The following is a 20,131-nucleotide window of genomic DNA, read 5'->3' on the forward strand; positions in this document are numbered from 1 at the left end:
AGGAGCGCTACCATGGCACCTCACGACAAGGAGGATCTATGGAACGCGCCCGGGTCGCCATGATGGTCGGCCAGCGGCTCGACGGAATGCCGGTCACGCGCCTGCACTGCCTGGCGGTCGCCCTGTGCGCCACCAGGCTTTGCCGTCGATGCCTTCGAGATCACCATGGGCAGTACGCTCGCGGCAGTGTTTGCCTCGCCACCCTACGCGACGGCGCCGGACCGCCTGTCCCTGCTGCTGGCGGCTGTCTACGTCGGGGCTGCCATCGGTGCGCCGCTGTCCGGCTGGCTGGCCGACCGTAGTGGCCGCCGCCGGATGCTGATCGCGCTGATGCTGTTCATGGCGGTCACGTCGGTGGGTGCGGCCGCCAGCCGCGACGTCGGCGAACTGAGCGCATGGCGGGCCCTGTCCGGCCTCGCCCTGGGTGCGTATCCGCCGCTGATGGTCGCCTACCTGACCGACCTGCTGCCCGCCGCACATCGCGGGCGGATGCTGTTCCTGACCGTCGCCATTTCCTCGCTGGGACCGCTGCTCGGCACCTTCATGGTGCGCGCCCTGGTTCCGCTCCAGCCTTACGGCATCGAGGCCTGGCGCTGGGGCTTCATCGCCGGGGCCCTTGCCTGCGCCGCGGTCGGGGTGCTGTTCAACCGCCTGCCGGAGTCGCCACGCTGGCTGGCGGTGCGCGGCCGCGACGCCGAAGCCTGGGAGCAGTGCGAGCGCCTCGCCGCAGCCCCGCCGGTGCTCTCCGCAGCCGTGCCGGAACGCCAGTCCGCAGGAGCGCCTGGCGCCGGCGATGGCACGCTTGCAGCCTGGCGCCGCTGGCTGCTGGTCGCCGCACTGTTCTTCCTCTCGCCCTGGTCGGCGATCGCGTTTCCGCTGCTGACGGGTGCGATCCTCGCCCAGCGCGGCTTCCGCCTGACCGATACCCTCTTCTACATCGGCCTGTCCACGCTCGGCGCCCTGGTCGGGAACCTGCTCGGGTCCTTCGTCATCGACCGCACCGGACGCCGCCTTGCACTGGCCACGTGCGGCATCGCCACCTGCCTCCTGGGCTACCTGTTCATCGCCGCCAGTTCGCCGGTGCTGCTGGCGCTCGGCAGCTTCGGTTTCCTGATGTTCTCGATGATCTCGGTGTCCGTCCTGACCCTGTATGCGTAGGAGCTCTTTCCCACCGAAACACGGGCCAGCGCGGTGTCCGGCGCCTGGGCCTGCAACCGGGTCGGCGCCGCTTGCGCCCCGATGCTGCTGCTGCCCTTGCTGGCCAGCGGAGGCGCCCATGCGATGTATGCGGTGATTGCGGCCAGCATCGGGGCCAGTCTGGCATTGCTGTTCGCCGCCCCCCCTGGACGGCCGCGCTGCGCGTTGCGGTAGCGGCCGCGGCCGGCGCCTGTCAGCGCGACTCGTGGCCCCCGGACCGGCGCTCCAGAGTATCCTGGAGGGCGCTTGCCTGGCGCAGGTCCGTGCTGTCGTAACCCTGGTCGAAACGGGCAAGTACATTCCCCAGCAGGGCGGCGGCCTCGTCGACACGGTCGCCTGCTTCCCACAGCCTGGCCAGGCTCATGGCGCAGCGCAGCTCCCATGAGAGTGCCCCTTGTGTCTGCGCCTGCACGAAGGCGCGCGCCAGGCCCGCCTCTACCTCGGCCGGTGCTTCCCCGCCGGCACGCGCACGTTCGGCCAGGAGGCGGCTGGCCTCGGGGCCGCACCAGAGCGTTCCCGTTGAAGCAGCCAGCAGGTCTTTGGGCACCAGCCCTGGCCGGACGGTCGCGGCCAGTTCGAGCATCATTGGCGGTGCATCGCCCAGCTCCGGCGACTCCGTTTCCCGATCGTGCGCCTCCCCCGCAGGAGCGAGGAAGGCCCGCAGGTAGCGTGCCCAATCGCACCAAAAGCTCAGAGCGTGACGCCGGGCCAGGGCGTCGAGCTTCTCGACCGTCTCATGCGCGAGCGCGTCGTCACCGCGCCATAGCGCCACCGGGGCTAGTCCCAGGCCGAGCGCCATGGCCAGGCCGAGCGGATGCTCGTCCTCGGCCACCGACACCACCTGCAGTACGCGCGCCAGAGCAGCGTCGACGGCGCCTTCCAGCCAGTCGATCCGGGACAGCACTACCCCCATCGACACCCGCAGCGAGATCGGGCCGAGCGCCTGGGTCGAACCGCTGGGCAACCCGGACTGGAGGGTCTTGATTGCATGCTCGCGCGCCCGGCGGTGAAAGCCGAGAAAATGCAGGCTCAGCGCACTCCAGCGATCCGCCAGCACTTGCGTCAGCTGTGCGGACAGGTCAGCCCGGTAGCCGCGACCCTCTCCGTCACGCAATGCGCGTCCGGCGAGGCGACCGATGCGCGCATAGTCCCCCAGCGTGAACGCGGCGACGCACATGGCCGCTAACACCAGTGGACGCTCGTCCGGCAGCACCGCCTCTACCGACATGCGTGCCAGGCGCGCGGCGATCGGCGCGCGCCGTTCGTGCGACAGGCTGACGTGGGTGGTGGCAAGCGCCCACATGCATGCGAGGCGTGTTTCGCTGCGCGCCTTGGCGCTGCTGTCCGCCATCCCGTCGAGCCGGTCGAGTGCCTGCTCGACACGGTCGCAGAACGCGCCGATCATGCCCAGCTCGATCACCTGGAGCGGCACCGAAGCGCAGAGTTCGACGCCGAGCAGGACGTCGCCGCCGAGGCCGAACGACCAGTCGAGTGCGGCAAGCAGATCGGCGCTCAGTCCGCCGTACTGGCGTTGCCATTGCGAAAGGCTGCGCCCGACAATGCCGTCGCGGGCGCCCAGGAACACGGTATGCAGGTGGCTGGCATGGCGCCGCGCCACCTCGGCGGCCTCTTCACTCTGTCGCAGCCGCTCGGCGGCATAGCGGCGGGTGATGTTCAGGCAGCGGTATCGCGGTACGCCCTGCTCCGTTTCGAGTGTCAGCATCGACTTGTCTTCCAACGCCAGCACCGCATCGAGCACCGCGGCGGGCTCGATGTCGGCATCCGCGCACACCACCACCGCCGCTTCGAGAGAGAACGGTGCATAGAACACCGAAACACGGCGCAGCACGGTGCGTTCGACCTCGTCGAGCAGCCGGAAACTGCAGTCGAGCATCGCATCCAGCGCCGCGTGGCGCGCGTCGGCCAGGCGCCGGCTGCGGGTCAGGAGGCCGAACATGTCGTTCAGGCGCAGCGTCAGTCCTTCCACACCGAGAGCCTCGACACGGGCAGCCGCGAGTTCGATCGCCAACGGCAGCCCGTCCAGCTGCCGGCACAGGTCCACTACAGTGGGCAGATTGTCGTTCGTCAGCACGAATCGATGCGAATTGGCCGCCGCGCGTTCGACGAACAGCGCGATGGCGGGCACGGCCAGCGCATCCGCGCAGTCGAGCCGGTCGGCCTGCCCGGGCAGCGCGAGCGGCGGCACCCGGAGGACTTGCTCCGCGGTGATACCGAACGGCTCGCGGCTGGTCGCCAGCACCCGTGTTTCCTTGCACGCGGCGGTGATGCGTGCCGCGAGGTCGGAGACCGGCTGTAATACGTGTTCGCAATTGTCGAAGACCAGCAAGGCGCGCATGCCCTGGAGCGCGCGGCAGATGCCGGCGACCGGGTCGCCCGCCTGCAGCGACACGCCCAGCGCAGTGCCGACGGTCGCGTTCACCATGGCGGCATCCTGGAGCGTGGCGAAGTCGACGCTGTAGACGCCGTCGGCGTAACGGCCGCGGTGCTCGCGCGCATGGGTGAGCGCCAGGACGCTCTTGCCGATTCCGCCTGGTCCGGTCAGCATGAGCAGCCTGGCGCCGGCAAGCCGGCCTGCAAGCTCCGTGGAGAGCGCCTCGCGCCCGATCAGCCGGGTGATCCGGATGCCGCCGGCTGCTCCGCCGGAGGGCGGAGTCCAGGGCTGGCCCGCCTCGTGCACGGCGGCAGCCGTCCTGAGCTGGACCGGCCTGGAAAAACTGTAGCCTCGCCCCGGGACTGTGACAATCCACGGCTCGTCCCTGTTCTCGCCAAGGATCTTGCGCAGCGCCGACATATGGACGCGCAGGCCATTCTCTTCGACGACCGAGGCAGGCCAGACGGCACTGAGCAGTTCCTGGTGGCTGATCACCTCGCCGGCCCGGCCGACCAACGCGACCAGCAGGTCGAAGGCGCGCCCGCCCAGCAGTACCTGGCGCTCGCCGAGCATCAGCAGCTTACGTGCCGGATAGAGGCGAAATTCGCCGAACACATATTCGGTGCCGAGGTGGGATGCATGAGCCTGCCTCGCTGTCGGGCTGGGGGAGTGCGACGCGGCTGGGAAGCTCTCGGTGTGCATGCCTGATGAGACTACGAGAACGAAGTATTCGGTCCGGTACTTGCGGCGTATGAGCGCGCCCTCGGGCGTATGGGCATTGAACGACGACACTCTGCAGCAGTGACAACCTGCAGGGAGAATGCCGCCAGTTTGCGGATTGATTATGATCGCGCATATTTACGCCAATCTTACAAGGCCTCGGCGCACTCCTTGTCCTTTGGAGGGGGACGCTCAGGCCAGGTGCTGCCGCAGGAATGCCCGTGTGCGCGAGTTAGCAAGCTCGGCCGCTTCATGGTCATAGTGGGCGCCGCCGGGACGGGCGAACGCATGCTGGCGTCCCGGGTAGAGGTGGACCTGGACTTCGGGACGGCTTGCGACTGCCTCCCGGATGGCGGCCTGTGCGTCGAGACCGATGTACTCGTCGTCGCCGGCCAGGTGCATCAGCAAGGGCGTCCTGATCCCGGGCGCACGGTCGAGGAAGCGGTCGGTGCCCCCGCCGTAATAGGCAACTGCCGCGTCGGCCGCCCCGGTGGCCGCCGTCAGGAAGGTAAGCAGGCCGCCGAGGCAGTATCCCATGACGCCCACCTTGCCCGAGCATTGCGGCAATTGGCGCGCCGCAGCGATGGTTGCCGCGATATCGCCCACGCCCTGGTCGAAGTCGTAGGCACGGTACAGCGCAAAGCCGCGATCCTGGTGTGCCGGATTGCTTTCCGACATGGACAGATTGCGCTCGCTGCGCCAGAACAGGTCGGGGCAGATCGCGAGGAAACCCTCGCGCGCCATCTCGGCGGCGATGCTGCGGATCCCTTCGTTGACGCCGAAGATCTCCTGGATGATGACGATGGCCGGCGCGATGCCCTGTGCCGGACGCGCGACGTATGCGGAAAAGCTGCCGTCGGCCGTGGCGATGTCGATTGTCGAGTTCACTTCCGCTCCTTCGCTGGTGGATAAGGGAACACCGAGTGTACGAATCCGGAGGACAGGCGGCAGTGAAATATTGTGAAACGCCGCGCGACAGGCGCCCCTTGACAGGTTTTCACGATGATTCACTACCTGCCGGCGCCGCAGCCGTCCTACACTTGCCCTACCCGTACGGCCCGACCGCAAGCGCAGCTGAAACGAGTCCACCAACTTCCTGAGGAGGCATCATGGCAGTACTAACCACCATCGGTATCGCCCACACCGCGATCAGCCTGGTCGCACTAGGCGCGGGCATCCGGGCCTTCATCCGCTACAAGGAAATCTCACCGACGACCCGCGCCGGTACCCTGTACATCGTCGCCACTGTCCTCACCTGCCTCACCAGCTTCTTCATCTTCAACCACGGCGGGGTCAACGAGGCCCACGCACTCGGCGTCCTGACCCTGCTGGTACTCGCCGGCGCCGCCATCGCCTCGCGCAAGCGCTGGTTCGGCAGGTATAACCATCGCGCGGTGGCGCTGGCGTATTCGCTGACCTTTTTCTTCCACATGATTCCCGGCTTTACCGAGACCGGCACCCGGTTCCCAACCGGAAACCCGCTGTACAGCAGCCGGGAGGATCCGGCGCTGGTCATGACCATCGGCGTGGTGTTCGCGATCTTCGTCATCGGCGCCATCCTGCAGCTGCGCCACCTTCGCGCAGCCGAAGGGGTGCTGCCGCGTGTCCGCCCACGGATGCCCGCGGTATAGGTTCACTTCTGCCCTGAACGCGCATTGCACTTTTCGACAACGACCCAAGGAGAGATTGACATGAGCTTGTTTACCACCAAGGAAGGCGTAACGCTGTACTACAAGGACTGGGGCAGCGGCCAGCCGATCGTGTTCTGCCACGGCTGGCCGCTCAGTTCGGACAGCTGGGAATCGCAGATGATCTTTTTTGCCGACCAGGGTTACCGCTGCATCGCCCACGACCGCCGCGGGCACGGGCGCTCCAGCCAGCCATGGGACGGCAACGACATGGATCACTATGCCGACGACCTGGCCCAGCTGCTCGAGCACCTGGACGTGAAGAACGCCGTGCTGTTCGGCTTTTCCACCGGCGGCGGCGAAGTGGCGCGCTACATCGGCCGCCACGGTACGGGGCGGGTGGCCAAGGCCGGGCTAATCTCGGCCGTCCCGCCGCTCATGGTCAAGACCGAGAGCAACCCGGGCGGCCTGCCCATTTCCGTCTTCGACGGCATCCGCGCCGGCCAGATCGCCGACCGTTCCCAGCTCTACCTGGACATCCCGAGCGGTCCCTTCTTCGGATTCAACCGCCCGGGCGCGAAAGTGTCGCAGGGCCTGATCCAGTCCTGGTGGATGCAGGGCATGATGGGCGGACACAAGAACACCTACGATTCGATCAAGGCCTTCTCGGAGACCGACTTCCGCGAAGACTTGAAGAAGTTCGCCATCCCGACCCTGATCATCCACGGCGACGACGACCAGATCGTGCCGATCGATGCCGCCGGCCGCGCATCGGCGAAGCTGATCCCGCATGCGAAGCTGATCGTCTACCCGGGCGCGCCGCATGGACTGACCGATACCCACAAGGAGAAAGTCAACATCGACATGCTGGCCTTCGTCAGGGCCTGAGGCGAAGGCCTGGCGCCTGCTGCGGCCGGCGCCAGGCCACTTCATTCCAACGCATCAAGGAGCTGTACGATGGACAAGCCGAATCATAAGCTGACCACGGCTGCCGGCGCGCCCGTGGTCGACAACCAGAACACGCGCACTGCAGGGCCGCGCGGCCCCGCCCTGCTCGACGACATCTGGTTGCTCGAGAAGCTGGCGCATTTCGATCGGGAAGTCATTCCCGAACGCCGCATGCATGCCAAAGGGGCCGGGGCCCATGGCAGCTTCACGGTCACCCGGGACATTACCCGCTACACCCGCGCGAGGCTGTTTTCCGAAGTCGGCAAGAAAACCGAACTGTTCATGCGCTTCTCGACCGTCGCGGGCGAGCGGGGCGCCGCCGATGCCGAGCGCGACATCCGCGGCTTCGCCATCAAGTTCTATACCGAGCAGGGCAACTGGGACCTGGTGGGCAACAACACGCCAGTATTCTTCCTGCGCGATCCGCTGAAATTTCCGGACCTGAACCATGCCGTCAAGCGCGACCCGCGCACCGGCCTACGCAATGCCGACAACAATTGGGATTTCTGGAGCGGCCTGCCGGAAGCCCTGCACCAGGTGACGATCGTCATGAGCGAGCGCGGCATCCCGCGCAGCTATCGCCACATGCACGGCTTCGGCAGCCATGCCTTCAGCTTTATCAACGCCGGCAACGAACGCCACTGGGTCAAGTTCACCTTCAAGACCCAGCAGGGCATCGAGAACCTGAGCGACGGCGAGGCTGGCGCGCTGATCGGCCGCGACCGCGAAAGCCACCTGCGCGACCTCTACGACAGCATCGAGGGCGGGCACTACCCCCGCTGGACCATGTACGTCCAGGTGATGCCTGAGCAGGATGCCTCCAGCTACCGATTCAATCCCTTCGACCTGACCAAGGTCTGGCTGCATGAGGATTATCCGCTGATGGAGGTCGGCGTGCTGGAGCTGAACCGCAACCCAGAGAACCACTTCGCCGAGGTGGAGCAGGCCGGCTTCAGTCCGGCCCACGTCGTCCCCGGGATCGGCTTTTCCCCTGACAAGATGCTGCAGGGCCGCCTGTTCTCCTACGGGGACGCGCTGCGCTACCGTCTCGGGGTCAATCACCACCAGATCCCGGTGAATGCCCCGCGCTGCCCGGTCCACAGCTATCACCGCGACGGTGCGATGCGGGTCGACGGCAACCGGGGCGGCACGACGTCGTACGAGCCCAACCGCCACGGCGAATGGGCCGAGCAGCCAGATTTCCGTGAACCGCCGCTGTCGCTGGAAGGCGCAGCCGACCACTGGAACCATCGTATCGACGACGACTATTTCACCCAGCCGCGCTTGCTCTTCCTGAAGATGTCGCCGCAGCAGCGCGAAGCCTTGTTCCAGAACACCGCCCGCTCGATCGCCGGCGCGTCCGGCGAGGTCAAGGCGCGGCACATCCGCAACTGCCTGCAGTGTCATCCAGAGTATGGCGACGGTGTCGCGCGCGCCATCGCCCAACTGGATGAAGTGGCCTGACACCACAGCCCCCGCGTCCGGCGCCGACCGGACGCCTCCTCCTCCAACATCCGGCATTCAGATCGCGCAAGCGTCGTCGGTCTCGTAGTGCTCGAGAAAATCCAATGCCCGTGTCGTCAGGCCCCGTACCTTGTTGACGTCGCCCAGACCGGCGCACAGCGCCTGAGCGCTCGCACGTACGTGGCGGGTCAGCGCCGGCCTGCTGCTGCCCTTGCGCTTGAACCGGTAATCGCCGCTGATCTGGTAACCGTCGTTGTAGGTGATTTCGAACTGGCATTCGAGCTGCCCGCCGGTGCGAATCGACCAATCCACCAGAACGCGGTCCACTGCGGAGAACGAGCGGACGATGGCGGATGCGTGCAAGCGGCCCTCGGTCAGCCTGATGAGCCTGACACCGATTTTCTCGAGGGCGGCGATGGCAAGTCCCGGCAAGGCAGGGGCAGGGACGGTCACGGGATGATGGCTTTTCATGTTGTCTCCACCAGGCTGAGAAGCGCCCGGCTTCGGAACGGCAGCACGCCGGGCTGTCATGACAGTGTAGACAGGGGCGCTCGTCCACAGGAGTGAATCGATGTGAAGTTCTGTCGCCGCCGGGAATGCGCAAGCGGGTTCACCAAAGTTAATGCTGAAAACGACATGCGGCTGCCTACACTGGACCAGTACCCGACGACCGGGGCAAGGATACGGGAGGTTCAGGTGAAAACGTCCAGACACATACTGTATGCGACAGGCGCCTCCGCGGCGATCCTCGGGCTCTCGATGTACGCGCAGGCAGACTTCCCCGCCGCGCAGTCGCGGGTCCTGCCCCCGCCGTCGGCGCCCTGCACGGCGCCTGCTGCAGGCGAGAAGCCTATCAGGCCTCCAGCGGTACCCTCCCGCAGCATGGCCGGGCATACTCGCATTTAATTAGGAGTCTTGACTAATCTCGTAAACCTGCTAGCATGCGCAGGTGGTTTCGAGAATCTCGCAGCCAAGCTTCGTTGTCCCTTTGTACGCGCGCCCTTCCCGGATACATATCCTTGCCAATCCGTCGCCTAAGGTATTCGTGCATTTTTGGGACTTTTTATTTAGGACTCCTACATCAAGGAAGAAGATGAATCATCCTCCAATAGCCACCAGGTCCACGCTCATTTCAGAGTCGTCCTGCATTCTTTTTCATGACGGCTGCCGGCTGTGCCTCGACATCGCGCAGACGCTCGAACTGACCATTCCCGGCCTGACCGTCATCGACCTCGGGGCTCACCCGGAACTCAAATTCGAAGCTGTCGTGCGCGGCATCGAACAGCTCCCCAGCCTCGTCGTGGGATCGAAAGTGCTCACCATTAGTCCTCACTCGGTCATCGATCACGTCGGCGCAGACGCAGCCCACGCGCCGGCCGACATCGCATCCTGAGTGTCGCCTCACCCAGCGCGCCTCCCGGCGCGTGCTGGGTCAACCCGGTGCGGTGACGTCCGCGATGCGGCGCAATCCCCCGGGACCGTGCAGGCGCATGCGCCAATCTTCGATCACCCCCGTCTGCAAACGACGCTCGAATGCCGAGCGCCAGCGTTCGGCCAGTTCGGGCAAGCCAGCCGCCAGCCGCCATTCGTCGGCCAGCCAGGAGGCGGCCGGATTGGCAGGATAGAGTGCGGCAATCAGGCGCGACAGCGGCCAGCCGGGGCGCGGCCGCGCGACCAGCTCCAGCCGGTCGCCGGCCTTCAGCCATCCTTCCTGCAGTACACGGTAATACCAGCCAGTTCGGCCGGAAACCTGCATCGTCAGCGCGGCGTTCTCTTTTTCAAGGCGCAGGTTCAGCTTGAAACAAGGCTGGCGTGCCTGGCTGACCTGCAGCAATGCGGTCCCGGCCCGAAACACGTCGCCGATGTGCACATCTCTTTCCGTCATGCCCTGGGTGGAGATGTTCTCGCCGAATGCGCCGGCCGCCAGCACCAGCGGCGTGTCCGGAAACCACAGCCGCCACAGGGCGTAGTGGCCGGCCGGGTAGTGGTGCAGCGCCTTGTCCGGTCCGCCATGGTAGATCCGGTCGCCCTGCTCGTCGCCTTCCAGTCCGTCGCGGGAAAGCCAGAGCGCGCCCTCGCGGGCGCGCTTGCCGATGGCGCTGAGGACAGGAGCATCGCCGATGCTGGCCACCGGCCGCGCCTGCCCCGTCGATAGCGCATCGATGCGGCGCGCCAGAATCTGGGGCGCCGGACCGGTGTCGGCAGTCTCGTCCCCGGCGCTGCGCCGGAGGAAGCGGGAGCCGCCCATGCTCAGGCCCTTCCAGGAATGCGGCAACCCATGTCGTCGCATCCCTCGTCGGGCACCGGTTCCGCCAGCAGTTTGCCGATCAGGGCACCCACCTGCAGGTCGGGCAAATGTCCGAACAGGCTGTGGCGCAGCACGCCGGCGCGGTCGAACAGCAGCAGCGTCGGCGTGCCGCGCATCCGGTAACGCTCCATCGTGCGCGGAATCGGCCCGTCCTCGCCGGGGCGATCGACCCCGACCGGAAACCCGATCCGGTATTCGTGCAGGAAGGCCGCCAGTGCACGCTCATTCATGGCCTCATGGTGCTCGAACACGGTATGCAGGCCGAGCACCGCCAGCTCGTCGCGGCCGAAATGCTGCTCCAGCTGCTTGGCCTGGGGCAGCGCCTGCGCAACGCAGCCCGGGCACAGCATCTGGAAGGCATACACTGCCACCACCCGGCCGCGCAGCGAAGCCAAGGTCACCGGGCCGGCCGCATTAAGCCAGCCCGAGACCTCGAATTCCGGAGCGGAATGCAAGGTCGAGGCGTTCATTTTGCGCGCAGCTTCACGCCGGGGAAGTCGACCGGCACCGCGAAGGCCACGTTCACGTAGTTTGTGAACAGGTTCAGGGCCACGTGCGCCACGATCTCGACGATCTCGCCGTCGCCGAAGCCGGCGGTGCGCAGGGCCGCCACATCGCTCTTGGCCACGTGGGCGCGCTTTTCCACAACCGCAATCGCGAATTTCAGCGCGGCGGCAGTCTTCGGATCGTCCGATTCGCCGGCCTGCGCGGCTGCCATTTCCTGGGCGCTGGCGCCGGCCTTGCGGCCCAGCGCGGTATGCGCGGCGAGGCAGTATTCGCAATCGTTGCGGTCGGCGATCGCCACCGCGATCTGCTCGCCGAGGCGCGCGCCCAGGGTGCCGCCGCCAAGGGCGCCGAACGCGCCCCACATGCTCTGCAGCGCAGCCGGCGAATTGGCGACAGCGCGGAACATGTTCGGCACGACGCCGAAGGCGCCGTGGATTTGGCCCAGCAGCTTGCCTGCTTCGCCTTGGGTGTTGGCAGGATTGACGAGTTCGATACGCGACATGGTGTGCTCCTTCAGTTTGCGGGCCGGTCAAGGGGTGCGGCCGCCTCACCCTATAAAATAGGAGTCCTAACTATTACTGACAAAAAAAATGCTCAGGCAAATGCTTCCCAATTGCGGCGCTGTCTGACCGGGTCGGTCGGCTCGTGTTCGGCGCAATCGATGCGCAGGAACGAGATCGGCAGCGGCGCATTCACCAGCGCGCAATGATGCGGTACCTCCTGGGCCGGATACTTGTTCGGCTCGAAGTGGCGGCAAGACAGGCAGGCGCGCAGTTCCGGAAACCGGTCGGTTTTCTGCAATTCCGCGATCAGCTTGAACAGGCCCGTCAGCATCAGCACTTGCTGCGCCGGCGGCAGCCTCGACGCAGCCGAATCGGCGAACGACAGCGCATGCGCCAGCCGTTGCGCGACCTGTTCGCCTTGCGGCGTCAGGTGCAACGCTGTGGCGCGGCCGTCGTCTTCCGCGCGGGCCTTGCGGACCAGTCCCTTCGACACCAGCGCGGCGACCGAGTCGCTGGCGCTGGCCGCGGAGATCGACAGCTGCTTGGCGAGCCAGCTCAGGCGCACGCCGCGGGTACGGTGCTGCAGCAGCTGCAGGATCTCGGCCTGCGCCGGATTCAGGCCTTCGGCCGTCGAGACCTCCCACATCCCCGAGCGCAGCACGGTCGCGATGCGGCCGATGGCGGTCACGATGCGCGCCGAAATGTCCGGCGTGCTGTCCCACGGGGTTTCTGGTTGGATGTCCATGAACGCCAGCATAGCACGGCCAGGAAAACTGTCAAGGAGTCCTAATGAAATTGCGACTGCCGACACGAGTCCTCACACAAATTCACTCGACACCCCTGACGTCGGCCACCATAGTGAAGCAAGGGTTAACAGGCCCATCCACCGGAGAGAGGCCATCATGCTGCATGCCCAATCGATTGAAAGACACGACGGCAGATACCCTCCTCCGCCGGATGGCCACGACGCCCGTGGCGTAAGCGACTGCTACCGTGCCGACGCGGAAGCACGCTTGGCGCACCTGCACGACATCCTGGCGATCTCGCAGGAAATCACGCGTCGCGGATGCACCATCCTCAACCTCGCTGACGGCAAGGTCAGCTGGTCGGCGCAGCAGCACCGTAACCTGGGCCTGAAGTATGGGTCGGTAGAACCGTCGATCGCGGCGCTGATCGAACGCATTCTTCCGGACGAGCGTCACCTGCTGCTCGAGGCCTTCGAGCACTGCGTCCTGTCCGGCACCTGCTTCGTCCTCGAGCTGCGGGCGCAGTGGCAGGACGGGGGCGACCACGTCCTGCGGGTCTGCGGCCACCGGGTGGCCGGCGACAGCTACGAACGCACCTGGTTCGCCTGCGCCACCGTGGACATCACCGACCAGCGCCGCCTGCACGACCAGCTGCTGCCGGCGTGCTGCGACCTGGAACACGCCCAGGAAATCGCCCACCTCGGCACCTGGACCGCGGACGCACGCACCGGCATCGTGGAAACCAGCTCGCCCGAGGCCTACCGCATCTTCAGCATGCACCAGGACAGCCTCCCGATCCGGCTGGAAGACCTGAACCGGCGCATCGACCCGGGCGACCTGGAACGCGTCGTCGCGGCGCGCGAGCGAGCCTTTACCGTACCGGGCGAGCGTTACAACTGCCAATACCGTGCCGTCCACGCACACGACGATGTCCGGCATGTCCATTCGCTCGCGGACGTGACGACCGACGCTGCCGGCAGTCCGCTGCGGATGGTCGGCGTCATCCAGGACATCACCGAGATCCGCCATGCGCAACAGGAGATCCAGCGGCTGGCATTCTTCGACGACACGACGGTCCTCCCCAACCGGGTCGCCATGCGGCAGCGGCTCGAAGCCCTGCTCGGTGCCCCCGGCCCGGCCATGCCGGTGGCCCTGTTAATCGTCGAGCTGCCCTCCTTCCGCGAGATCAACCTGACCCTCGGCCATGTCAATGCGGACACGCTGTTAGGCGACGTGGCGCGACGGGTGGCCGGCATGCTCGATGCGGACATGCACCTGTCCCGCACCGGCAACGCCCAGTTCACCGTCATCGTCCAGGGCAGCCAGACGCAAGATGCGGCGCGGATCGCGAATGCCATCGCCACCGCCTTCGAGACCACCTTCGCGATCGCGGGCGTGCACTACGACATTGGCGCGTACGTCGGCACCGCCGTCGCACCCCTCCACGCCCGCGAGGCAACGGAGCTGCTGCGCAAGGCCGACGTCGCGGTTCACCAGGCGCGGAAGAACGGCCGTAGCTGCATGGTCTATTCGGCCGATGACGATCCCTACGACCCGGCACGCCTCGCCCTGCTGGGCCAGTTCCGCAGCGCCATCAGCGACGGCCAGATCGAACTGTACTGCCAGCCCAAGGTATCGATGGCGACCGGCGCCGTGCTGGGTGTCGAGGCGCTGGTGCGCTGGCGGCATCCGGAGCGCGGCATGGTGCCACCGGCGGAGTTCGTGCCGCTCATCGAATCGAGCGAGCTGATTCATGCGCTGACAAGGCACATGCTGCAGGAATCCGTGCGGCAGTCGCTGGCCTGGCGGCAGGAAGGCTTGTCGCTGCCGATCGCGGTCAACCTGTCCACCCGCAACCTGAACGGGGGCAACCTGGCCAGCGACTTGCAGGCCTTGTTGGCCGATTGCGGCGGCACGCCCGACTGGATCGGATTGGAGATCACGGAGAGCAGCCTGATCGTGAACCCGGGCGCCTCGATCGCCGAACTCAACACCCTGAGCCGCCTGGGCTTCCAGCTGTACATCGACGACTTCGGCACCGGCTACTCCTCGCTGAGCTACCTCAGCACGCTGCCGGTGGACGTCATCAAGATCGACCATGGGTTCACCAGCAACATGCTTTCCGATAAGCGCGCGGCATCGATCGTCAAGGCGACCATCGGCCTCGCCCATGAGCTCGGGATGGCCGTGGTGGCGGAGGGGACGGCCAGCCGCGAGATCCGGGATGCCCTGCTTGCGTACGGCTGCGACGAGGCACAGGGATATTACGTCGCACCACCCCTGCCCGCCTGCGAATTCGCCCAGTGGGTGCGCACGCGCGAGATGCATCACTAGGAAGATACAAGGGAGCCGACACGTGAACATCCAGCTTGCGGACATTGGCCACATCATCCAGCTCTCCATCGCGCCGGTGTTCCTGCTGACGGGCGTCGGCACCATGCTGGTCGTGCTGACCAACCGGCTCGCGCGTATCATCGACCGGACCCGGGTGCTGGAAGCCAGGCTCCTGCCAGGCCCCAACGAAGCCTGCATGATCGAACTCCAGACCCTGCACCAGCGCGGACACCTCATCAATTACGCGATCACGCTGAACACCGCTTGCGGGCTGCTGGTCTGCCTCGTCATCGGCATGCTGTTCCTGGGCGACACCACCAACCTTCCGCTCGACCACTACATCGCGACCTGCTTCGTGCTCGCCATGGGATGCCTGATCGGTAGTTACATTTACTTCCTGCGCGAAGTGCTGATCGGCTCGCGTTACATGCGGCTCCAGCAGATCAAGTCGCTGAGCCGCGGCGCCGCCGGCTGCGGCGGATGCGCAGGATGAGCGAAGCGTGCCGGCATCGATCCCGGGAGACCGGCGCGACAATTCGATGCCATTGATTACATAAGGCGACATTTGGCCATGCATAATCTCGGCATGACCAATTCCATCTCGAATCAGGCAGCACGTCCGCCTGGCGTTGCCGTGCAGGAGCTGTATTCCTCTGCAAGCCAGAAGCCGTTGATGCAAAACCCCGGGCTCAAGACGATCGAGACCCAGCTTGGACGGGACACTGCACGCCTGTCGGCGATCGGCAAACTCGCCCTCGCGCTGGACGGATTCCGCAGCATTACTGCACGGCTCTCGGGCGAGAACTTCGGCACTGCGGTGGGCGTGGACGGCAAAGCGGCGACCGCCCAGCTATCGGGTGGGACGGCCGCCACCGGCGTGCATGCGCTGGAGGTGAAGCAGCTCGCCCAGGCACAGCAACTGGCGAGCAAGCCGCTATCGGATAAGAACATGCCACTCGGCACAGGCGTCCCGACCGAGATCAGGATCGACATGGGTAGCGGGAGCGGCGCCACCTCGATCACAGTGCCTATCGACAAAGGAAACAACACGCTGGAAGGCATCGCGAAGGCCATGCGTGATGCGGGGATCGATGCGAAGCTTGTCCAGGATGGCAAAGCTTATGCGCTGAGTATCGCGGGCAAGCCGGGCGCGGCAAACACAATGGGCATCAGCGTGAATGGCGATCAGGTATTGGAGAGTCTGCTCGCCTTCGAGGGTGGCAAGAAGAGCGCGATGACGCAGCATACGGCTGCACGCGATGCCCTCCTCGTCGTCGATGGAAAGACCTTCACTTCATCGAGCAATACGGTCGACAAGGCTATTGCCGGCGTTACATTGAATCTGACGGCGATCGGAAAAAGCGAGGTGAAGCTCAAGCGCGATCCTGCGGCGCTGGCCGAGAACGTGAAGCATCTGGTGGACGCATTCAACTCGCTCAACAGCCGGCTGAACGGGCTAAAAACCGGTGACCAGGCGCACGATACCCTCGTAGGCAGAATCAAGACCCAGATTGCCAGAACGTTCGACAACACGGATCAAAAAACGCTTGCCGACATCGGTATCACGCGCAAGGAAGGAGAACTGGTGCTGGACGATGCGAAGTTGAAGGCGGCGCTTGCTACACAGCCGGAGAAATTGACCGAGTTTTTCAGCAAGCCGGGGAAGGGTCTGGCTGATCAGTTCGCACAACATGCAGCTCAACAATTAAGCGCAGGCGGTATTCTTGCAGACCGCACTGCGACGCTGCAGAGCCAGGTAAACAGGCTGAACGTCCAGAAAACCCAGGTCAGCGAGATGATCCAGCGCCAGGCCGGCATGCTTGCACAGCAATACGCAGTGGCCGGAACTGGCGGCAATCCGCTGTTCGGCCCCACAGCTGGTCGGCCATCGCTATTCGATTTTATGGCCTGAGCACCGGACATTGGGGTAGAACGAACCCCGCTAACGATCAGTGTTCAATACAAAATTCCGATATTTTGATTGAGCCTATCGCATTTCTTGCATCACTCGACTTCAAAAAGCGTGCGCAGGTCGGAAGCCCCCGCGGGCTGCCGGGACAGATATTTCCAACTGCGTAAAACACGCTCGGCCTGATCAACCGATTGCGCGGCACTGAAGTACCAGCCCTGAACGCGATATGCATGATGGTGGCGCAACCAATCGAGATCACTTTGACGCTCCAGGCCTTCGCAAAGCAATTCCGCGTCGGCTACTTTTGCCACGCCCTGGATAAGCTGAAACAGGCTGGCCGTGGTGGGATTGTCCGCCACGCCATGCACAAAACGACGATCGACCTTCAGTCTGTCGAAGCGAAGGGTAGCGATTGCATCCAGGTTCGAATAACCGATGCCGAAGTCATCGATGGCAATTCGCAGGCCGAGTGAGCGCAGCGCGTCGACGCTCTGATGAATCGCCTGCGGCGCTTCTAATAAATGCCCTTCGGTCACTTCTACCTCCAGCAGCGCGCCGGGGATATCCATCTCGTCGAGCAAAGCGGAGATTGCATTCGGCAATCGCGGATGGATCAGCGTAGCTCGAGACAGGTTCAGCGACACAGGGACCACGTGCAAACCTGCATCCAGCCAGCGTCGCAAGGTGCTGCAGACGAGACGGGCAATGCGCAGGTCGAGTTCGTAACAGTGTCCGCTGCTTTCAGCCAACGCGACGAAATTCTGGGTCGGTATTACGCCCATTTCCGGGTGTGTCCAGCGCACCAGGGCTTCGAAGCCTATCAGGCAGCCGTTCGAGAAATCGACTTGTGGCTGGTAGAACATATGTAATTCGCCAGCATCAGGACGATCTTCCAGTAACTTCAGCAAGGCTTCCAGCATGCGAGTCCGGTCGCGCAAGACGGCGCCGTACTCGCGTATCACGGAGAAACCGTGTACGGAAACGATCATCCGGCCCGCTGTCTCAGCCATGTCGAGGAGTGCGCCCGCGCTTACCTTGGTCGGCAAGGACCGCCGCACGACACCGATACGCGCGTTGAGCCCGTACAACGGTCCCTCCTGCAAAGAAAATGGCTTGTCGATTGTCTTGCACAAGCCCTGCAAGCGGTCATCCTGCGCTGTGCCGCGTAGCGCGAACCCGAATCGATCTCCGCCCAAGTGACCGATAAGATCTTCGCGGCCAATCCAGTGCTGCAATCGGTTTGCGACTTCGGACAAGATGCGGTCGCCGGCGTCGCGTCCATAGATTTCGTTGATCTGGTGAAATCCCGTGAGATCGATATAGCCGACCGTGACCTCCGACGCATCAGACCCGGCCAGCACTTCCTGTAGTTGTTGCAGGAGGGAGCTGCGATTGTGCATTCCGGTCGCCGCATCGCAATATTGCTTGTCGAGTGCATCAACGGCCAATCTCCCCAACCCTAGCAAAAGCAGCCCTTGTGATTCGTCGAGCGCGCGCGGCCTGCAGCTCATGACCCACAAAGTGCCAAGCAGATAGCCGCGTTTACTGAACAAGGTGGCGGCCGCGTAATGCCGCATTTCTGTAAACTGGATAGTGGCGAACCGTGGAGACACCGACATGTCCTGCACCTCGAAGAACGGTGCCTGAACATCGACCGCATGGGCGCAAATCGAGTCGTCTCGATTGAAGTGCTGCGGTACCACGCCAGTCCCCGTCACCACGGCGACATGCAGATCATGCACGATGGTGACGCCGCTTATGTCAGCGCAAGTCACTTGAGCTGCCAGTTGAGCAAGCAGGTGCAAATTTCGATTCGCTTCGCCCTCCGTGATGCGGTAGCGAGATATTTCTTGCGCGCGCAGCAGTTTGGCAGCGTCGTCGCCACTGGATGGAAAATAAGAATCCATGTGCGGCCCCCAGGAGTGTCAATACAGATTACGGCGCTTCGCAACCGGGCGCAACGAAAACATCATGCTTCCCCCTTGCACGGTATCGCATCGGCGAACTGGCATTTTGCTGAGCTAGGAGCTGAGCGCTCAATGCTCTTCGATACTGGGCATCAGACGAAAAAGGCCTCCATTAAGGAGGCCATTCATGCGATCTAGATTAGTACCTAGTGACTAGGTAGGGGATATTCTGGAGGCGAGGACGGGAGTCGAACCCGTCTAGACGGCTTTGCAGGCCGCTGCATAACCGCTTTGCTACCTCGCCAGAGGTACTTGCTGCGCTGATCCGGCCGGTTAGCTGCCGTGTCAACCGGGAAGGTGAACTTCCCTGAATGTGGAGCGGGAGAAGAGTCTCGAACTCTCGACCTCAACCTTGGCAAGGTTGCGCTCTACCAACTGAGCTACTCCCGCTGAGGAGTACGAATTTCGTAAAACTTTTGGAGCGGGAGAAGAGTCTCGAACTCTCGACCTCAACCTTGGCAAGGTTGCGCTCTACCAACTGAGCTACTCCCGCAATGGAGTCTTACTGATTACTGCTGCCAACTTATCCGCCAGCTTATGAACATAAACTGGAGCGGGAGAAGAGTCTCGAACTCTCGACCTCAACCTTGGCAAGGTTGCGCTCTACCAACTGAGCTACTCCCGCGTACAGAACAACGATTATCGCAGAACTTTGACATTTTTTCAAGATTACGGTGAATCGTGCAATCTTGAAACTGGAGCGGGAGAAGAGTCTCGAACTCTCGACCTCAACCTTGGCAAGGTTGCGCTCTACCAACTGAGCTACTCCCGCTTTGTCTACCATCCTGCTGCGATGTTGTCGCAACAGGCAGGCATTATAGAGATTCTATTCCGTACGTCAAGGATGACGCAGAACATTTCTACAAGCCCGTTTCTACAGGCTCGAGGCCTTCTCCTTGATGAGCGGCCAGGCGCGGCGCAGGTAGTAGAACATCGACCAGACCGTCAGCACGCCGGCGAGCCACAGGAAGTATTCGCCCCAGTAATGGGTGTCGATGCCGAACAGCACGTCATGGAACAGCAGCATCGGGATCGCGGTCATCTGGGCTGCGGTCTTGATCTTGCCGAGCGAGCTGACGGCCACCGACTTGGTCGCGCCGAGCTGGGCCATCCATTCGCGCAGGGCCGAGATCGTGATTTCGCGGCCGATGATGATGAAGGCGATGATCGCGTTCACGCGGTCCAGCTGCACCAGCACCAGCAAGGCGCCGGCCACCATCAGCTTGTCCGCCACCGGATCGAGGAAGGCGCCGAAAGCCGAGGTCTGGTTCCAGCGCCGCGCCAGGAAGCCGTCGAACCAGTCGGTGATGGCGGCAACCGTGAACACCAGGGTCGCCGCCAGGTTGCGGTCGGCCAGCGGCAGCCAGTGGGTGGGAAGGTAGAAGACGCCTACAACGAGGGGAATCAGCGCTACGCGTAACCAGGTCAGGAGAATCGGGATGTTGAAAGGCATAGGAAAGCACTGATTACAGGAATGAAAGTTTGCGCCGCTAGTCTACATGGCT

The 20,131-nt window shown here is 64.2% G+C and carries 18 protein-coding genes and 5 tRNA genes; 8 read left to right on the forward strand and 15 right to left on the reverse strand.

What is annotated here, in order from left to right:
* Nucleotides 1-20 precede the first annotated feature (20 nt).
* Entirely contained in the window at nucleotides 21-167 is a 147-nt protein-coding gene (locus tag HGB41_RS03110; protein ID WP_171080972.1) for a hypothetical protein, read from the reverse strand.
* Between HGB41_RS03110 and HGB41_RS03115 the strand changes: the two genes are divergently transcribed.
* Entirely contained in the window at nucleotides 166-1,158 is a 993-nt protein-coding gene (locus tag HGB41_RS03115) for an MFS transporter (protein ID WP_171080973.1), read from the forward strand. The two genes, HGB41_RS03110 and HGB41_RS03115, sit on opposite strands and share 2 nt — an antisense overlap.
* A 232-nt stretch (nucleotides 1,159-1,390) precedes the next feature.
* On the opposite strand, the gene HGB41_RS03120 is transcribed toward HGB41_RS03115, so the two are convergent.
* Both HGB41_RS03120 and HGB41_RS03125 read right to left on the reverse strand, forming a co-directional pair.
* Nucleotides 1,391-4,381 carry an ATP-binding protein gene (locus tag HGB41_RS03120; protein ID WP_171080975.1) on the reverse strand — a complete coding sequence of 997 codons (2,991 nt, stop codon included), beginning with the start codon at nucleotides 4,379-4,381 and terminating at the stop codon, nucleotides 1,391-1,393.
* Nucleotides 4,382-4,501: 120 nt separating this feature from the next.
* Nucleotides 4,502-5,197, reverse strand: coding sequence for a dienelactone hydrolase family protein (locus tag HGB41_RS03125; protein WP_171080977.1), 696 nt, complete (start codon nucleotides 5,195-5,197; stop codon nucleotides 4,502-4,504).
* A gap of 221 nt (nucleotides 5,198-5,418) precedes the next feature.
* Between HGB41_RS03125 and HGB41_RS03130 the strand changes: the two genes are divergently transcribed.
* The 3 genes from HGB41_RS03130 (at nucleotide 5,419) to HGB41_RS03140 (ending at nucleotide 8,349) form a co-directional block, all read left to right on the forward strand.
* A complete protein-coding gene (locus HGB41_RS03130) occupies nucleotides 5,419-5,940 on the forward strand; it encodes a hypothetical protein (RefSeq protein ID WP_171080978.1) in 522 nt (173 codons plus the stop codon).
* Between the two features lie 60 nt (nucleotides 5,941-6,000).
* Nucleotides 6,001-6,825: an alpha/beta fold hydrolase gene (locus HGB41_RS03135; protein WP_171080980.1), complete on the forward strand. Its 825-nt coding sequence runs from the start codon at nucleotides 6,001-6,003 to the stop codon at nucleotides 6,823-6,825.
* A 69-nt stretch (nucleotides 6,826-6,894) separates the two neighbouring features.
* Nucleotides 6,895-8,349 carry a catalase gene (locus HGB41_RS03140; protein ID WP_171080982.1) on the forward strand — a complete coding sequence of 485 codons (1,455 nt, stop codon included), beginning with the start codon at nucleotides 6,895-6,897 and terminating at the stop codon, nucleotides 8,347-8,349.
* Between the two features lie 57 nt (nucleotides 8,350-8,406).
* On the opposite strand, the gene HGB41_RS03145 is transcribed toward HGB41_RS03140, so the two are convergent.
* Nucleotides 8,407-8,820 carry a hypothetical protein gene (locus HGB41_RS03145; RefSeq protein ID WP_171080984.1) on the reverse strand — a complete coding sequence of 138 codons (414 nt, stop codon included), beginning with the start codon at nucleotides 8,818-8,820 and terminating at the stop codon, nucleotides 8,407-8,409.
* Nucleotides 8,821-9,442: 622 nt separating this feature from the next.
* Here HGB41_RS03145 and HGB41_RS03150 point away from each other — a divergent pair.
* On the forward strand, nucleotides 9,443-9,742 hold the full coding sequence (locus tag HGB41_RS03150; RefSeq protein WP_171080986.1) for a hypothetical protein: 300 nt from the start codon (nucleotides 9,443-9,445) through the stop codon (nucleotides 9,740-9,742).
* A gap of 39 nt (nucleotides 9,743-9,781) precedes the next feature.
* Here HGB41_RS03150 and HGB41_RS03155 read toward each other — a convergent pair whose 3' ends face one another.
* From HGB41_RS03155 to HGB41_RS03170, 4 genes are all read right to left on the reverse strand, one after another.
* The gene (locus tag HGB41_RS03155; RefSeq protein WP_212760801.1) at nucleotides 9,782-10,597 is read right to left on the reverse strand and encodes an MOSC domain-containing protein; all 816 of its coding nucleotides are present in this window, start codon (nucleotides 10,595-10,597) and stop codon (nucleotides 9,782-9,784) included.
* A 2-nt stretch (nucleotides 10,598-10,599) separates the two neighbouring features.
* A complete protein-coding gene (locus HGB41_RS03160) occupies nucleotides 10,600-11,127 on the reverse strand; it encodes a redoxin domain-containing protein (RefSeq protein WP_171080989.1) in 528 nt (175 codons plus the stop codon).
* Nucleotides 11,124-11,666: a carboxymuconolactone decarboxylase family protein gene (locus tag HGB41_RS03165; RefSeq protein ID WP_171080992.1), complete on the reverse strand. Its 543-nt coding sequence runs from the start codon at nucleotides 11,664-11,666 to the stop codon at nucleotides 11,124-11,126. The genes HGB41_RS03160 and HGB41_RS03165 overlap by 4 nt, the downstream gene beginning before the upstream one ends.
* A 92-nt stretch (nucleotides 11,667-11,758) precedes the next feature.
* On the reverse strand, nucleotides 11,759-12,412 hold the full coding sequence (locus HGB41_RS03170; protein WP_171080994.1) for a MarR family winged helix-turn-helix transcriptional regulator: 654 nt from the start codon (nucleotides 12,410-12,412) through the stop codon (nucleotides 11,759-11,761).
* 268 nt (nucleotides 12,413-12,680) lie between these two features.
* Here HGB41_RS03170 and HGB41_RS03175 point away from each other — a divergent pair, with 268 nt between their 5' ends.
* The 3 genes from HGB41_RS03175 to fliD all read left to right on the forward strand — a co-directional run bounded on the left by HGB41_RS03175 (nucleotide 12,681) and on the right by fliD (nucleotide 16,659).
* On the forward strand, nucleotides 12,681-14,747 hold the full coding sequence (locus tag HGB41_RS03175) for a putative bifunctional diguanylate cyclase/phosphodiesterase (protein ID WP_171080996.1): 2,067 nt from the start codon (nucleotides 12,681-12,683) through the stop codon (nucleotides 14,745-14,747).
* Between the two features lie 22 nt (nucleotides 14,748-14,769).
* A complete protein-coding gene (locus tag HGB41_RS03180; RefSeq protein ID WP_171080998.1) occupies nucleotides 14,770-15,240 on the forward strand; it encodes a DUF2721 domain-containing protein in 471 nt (156 codons plus the stop codon).
* Nucleotides 15,241-15,318: 78 nt separating this feature from the next.
* Nucleotides 15,319-16,659, forward strand: coding sequence for a flagellar filament capping protein FliD (gene fliD / locus HGB41_RS03185; RefSeq protein ID WP_212760803.1), 1,341 nt, complete (start codon nucleotides 15,319-15,321; stop codon nucleotides 16,657-16,659).
* Nucleotides 16,660-16,751: 92 nt separating this feature from the next.
* On the opposite strand, the gene HGB41_RS03190 is transcribed toward fliD, so the two are convergent.
* The 7 genes from HGB41_RS03190 to pgsA form a co-directional block, all read right to left on the reverse strand.
* Nucleotides 16,752-18,566 carry a putative bifunctional diguanylate cyclase/phosphodiesterase gene (locus HGB41_RS03190; RefSeq protein ID WP_171081001.1) on the reverse strand — a complete coding sequence of 605 codons (1,815 nt, stop codon included), beginning with the start codon at nucleotides 18,564-18,566 and terminating at the stop codon, nucleotides 16,752-16,754.
* Between the two features lie 230 nt (nucleotides 18,567-18,796).
* Nucleotides 18,797-18,870: transfer RNA gene (locus HGB41_RS03195), tRNA-Cys, on the reverse strand.
* Between the two features lie 70 nt (nucleotides 18,871-18,940).
* A tRNA-Gly gene (locus HGB41_RS03200) sits at nucleotides 18,941-19,016 on the reverse strand.
* Between the two features lie 27 nt (nucleotides 19,017-19,043).
* Nucleotides 19,044-19,119: transfer RNA gene (locus HGB41_RS03205), tRNA-Gly, on the reverse strand.
* A 56-nt stretch (nucleotides 19,120-19,175) separates the two neighbouring features.
* A tRNA-Gly gene (locus tag HGB41_RS03210) sits at nucleotides 19,176-19,251 on the reverse strand.
* Between the two features lie 71 nt (nucleotides 19,252-19,322).
* A tRNA-Gly gene (locus HGB41_RS03215) sits at nucleotides 19,323-19,398 on the reverse strand.
* Nucleotides 19,399-19,500: 102 nt separating this feature from the next.
* On the reverse strand, nucleotides 19,501-20,079 hold the full coding sequence (gene pgsA, locus HGB41_RS03220; protein ID WP_171081003.1) for a CDP-diacylglycerol--glycerol-3-phosphate 3-phosphatidyltransferase: 579 nt from the start codon (nucleotides 20,077-20,079) through the stop codon (nucleotides 19,501-19,503).
* Nucleotides 20,080-20,131: the final 52 nt, after the last annotated feature.

Source organism: Telluria aromaticivorans (assembly GCF_013003915.1).
Classification (GTDB): domain Bacteria; phylum Pseudomonadota; class Gammaproteobacteria; order Burkholderiales; family Burkholderiaceae_D; genus Telluria; species Telluria aromaticivorans.

Excerpts from the sequence above, each read along its gene's own strand:
- HGB41_RS03160 (WP_171080989.1), bottom strand. The coding sequence starts at position 11,127 with ATGAACGCCTCGACCTTGCATTCCGCTCCGGAATTCGAGGTCTCGGGC.
- HGB41_RS03130 (WP_171080978.1), top strand. The coding sequence starts at position 5,419 with ATGGCAGTACTAACCACCATCGGTATCGCCCACACCGCGATCAGCCTG.
- HGB41_RS03150 (WP_171080986.1), top strand. The coding sequence starts at position 9,443 with ATGAATCATCCTCCAATAGCCACCAGGTCCACGCTCATTTCAGAGTCG.
- pgsA (WP_171081003.1), bottom strand. The coding sequence starts at position 20,079 with ATGCCTTTCAACATCCCGATTCTCCTGACCTGGTTACGCGTAGCGCTG.
- HGB41_RS03110 (WP_171080972.1), bottom strand. The coding sequence starts at position 167 with ATGGTGATCTCGAAGGCATCGACGGCAAAGCCTGGTGGCGCACAGGGC.
- fliD (WP_212760803.1), top strand. The coding sequence starts at position 15,319 with ATGCATAATCTCGGCATGACCAATTCCATCTCGAATCAGGCAGCACGT.
- HGB41_RS03135 (WP_171080980.1), top strand. The coding sequence starts at position 6,001 with ATGAGCTTGTTTACCACCAAGGAAGGCGTAACGCTGTACTACAAGGAC.
- HGB41_RS03115 (WP_171080973.1), top strand. The coding sequence starts at position 166 with ATGGGCAGTACGCTCGCGGCAGTGTTTGCCTCGCCACCCTACGCGACG.
- HGB41_RS03145 (WP_171080984.1), bottom strand. The coding sequence starts at position 8,820 with ATGAAAAGCCATCATCCCGTGACCGTCCCTGCCCCTGCCTTGCCGGGA.
- HGB41_RS03165 (WP_171080992.1), bottom strand. The coding sequence starts at position 11,666 with ATGTCGCGTATCGAACTCGTCAATCCTGCCAACACCCAAGGCGAAGCA.
- HGB41_RS03190 (WP_171081001.1), bottom strand. The coding sequence starts at position 18,566 with ATGGATTCTTATTTTCCATCCAGTGGCGACGACGCTGCCAAACTGCTG.
- HGB41_RS03140 (WP_171080982.1), top strand. The coding sequence starts at position 6,895 with ATGGACAAGCCGAATCATAAGCTGACCACGGCTGCCGGCGCGCCCGTG.
- HGB41_RS03170 (WP_171080994.1), bottom strand. The coding sequence starts at position 12,412 with ATGGACATCCAACCAGAAACCCCGTGGGACAGCACGCCGGACATTTCG.
- HGB41_RS03155 (WP_212760801.1), bottom strand. The coding sequence starts at position 10,597 with ATGGGCGGCTCCCGCTTCCTCCGGCGCAGCGCCGGGGACGAGACTGCC.